At 68.2% G+C, this 1,409-nt stretch carries 1 protein-coding gene; it reads left to right on the top strand.

Features of this window, described 5'->3' with window-relative positions; translation table 11 throughout:
- The coding region (locus tag A5775_RS11665) for a helix-turn-helix transcriptional regulator (RefSeq protein WP_231995159.1) at window positions 1–1,409 on the top strand (1,409 nt) is incomplete at both ends.

Below are 1,409 nucleotides of genomic sequence, written 5' to 3'. Positions count from 1 at the left end.
CTCCGGCTCCCGGCGCACACCCAGCACAGCACCCAGCGGCGCGTGGCGGAGAATCGGCAGGCGCTCGAGTTGAGCGACATCAGCGACGTCACCCGGGCACGGCATCTGGCGTGGCTGGCCTACAACCTGGCGTTGCAGGACCAGGGAACGCAACGGCGGACGGCGGCCGACGAGGCCGCCGCGGCCGCTGCGGTCACCGATGACGTCGAGGCCACCATCATGGCCGGCCTCGCCCTCGCTTTGCTCGACGCCGGTGAGGGGTACCCGGGCGGCGCCGTGGGCCGCCTCGAAGAGCTTTGCCCGCTTGTCCACCCGGATGATGCGGCGTTGGCTCACGCCTATGCCGCGATGCACTACGCAAACCTGCTGGCGGTGATCGGCCGCCTGGACGACGCGACGGCCCGGGTCACCCACGGCACAGGGCAAGCCCGCCGGGAGGGCAACGCGATGGCCCTCGCTGTGTGGGCCGTCTTCAGTGGGATTATCCACCTCGCCGCGGGCCGGTTGTCGGCCGCTCTCGACGCGGCTGAGCCGCTGCCGCCCCCCCAGCCGACAGGCGCCAGTGAGCCGGACATCCTGCGCACCGTAATTCTGGCCAAAGTGGCGGTACACACTGATGACCGAAACATGTTGCAGCAGACGATAACTCAGGCGCTCGATGCGTACTCCACCGGTTCACCTGCCATCCGTCGAGGAGCGGCGTATGTGCTCGCGCTGGCGGCGTGGCAGCGCGACGACGTCCATGAAGCAGTGCGCTGGCTCGGCGGCGACATCGCCCTTCTCGGGACACCACTGCAGTCCTATGCCTTGGATCGGCTGATCTTGGGTGCGCGGGTGGCCTCGGCCGCTGGTGATGCCGGCTTGCGCGTGCGGGTCCTGCAGGCCACCGAGATGCTGGAGTCCGAACAGCCAGCGGTGCCGCTTTTGGCAGGAGTGGCCGCATATGCGCGCGCCATACTCGAGCGTGACGCCCCAGCATTGGTGGCTGTCACCGACGTGCTCCGAGCGTCGTCGCGGCCGCTTCTTTACGCAAGTGCTGCCGAGGACGCCGGCGGCGAGCTGAGCCACGCACAGCGCAACGCTGAGGCGGTCAAGCAACTGAATGCGTCATTCGACGCCTACATCGAGTGCGAGGCGCTTGCCGATGCCCGCCGGGTCGGCCGCGCGCTGCGCCGGTTAGGTGTAGAACGGCGCATCGTCACGCGGCCACGGGCAAAAACGGGCTGGGACAGCCTCACTGATTCCGAACACACCGTCGTCCGTCTGATCGCCGAAGGCGCGACCAACCGCTGGGTCGCGCAGCAACTGCACCTGTCCCCGCACACCGTGAAAACCCACGTGCACAATGCGTTTGCAAAGCTGGGGGTTACTTCGCGCGCCCAATTGGCGCAGCTCATGCGAGGCGCTGA

Source organism: Mycobacterium sp. 852002-10029_SCH5224772, from assembly GCF_001667315.1.
Lineage (GTDB): Bacteria > Actinomycetota > Actinomycetes > Mycobacteriales > Mycobacteriaceae > Mycobacterium.
Note: the sequence above shows the minus strand (reverse complement) of the source record. Positions and strands in the feature narration are given on the sequence as shown.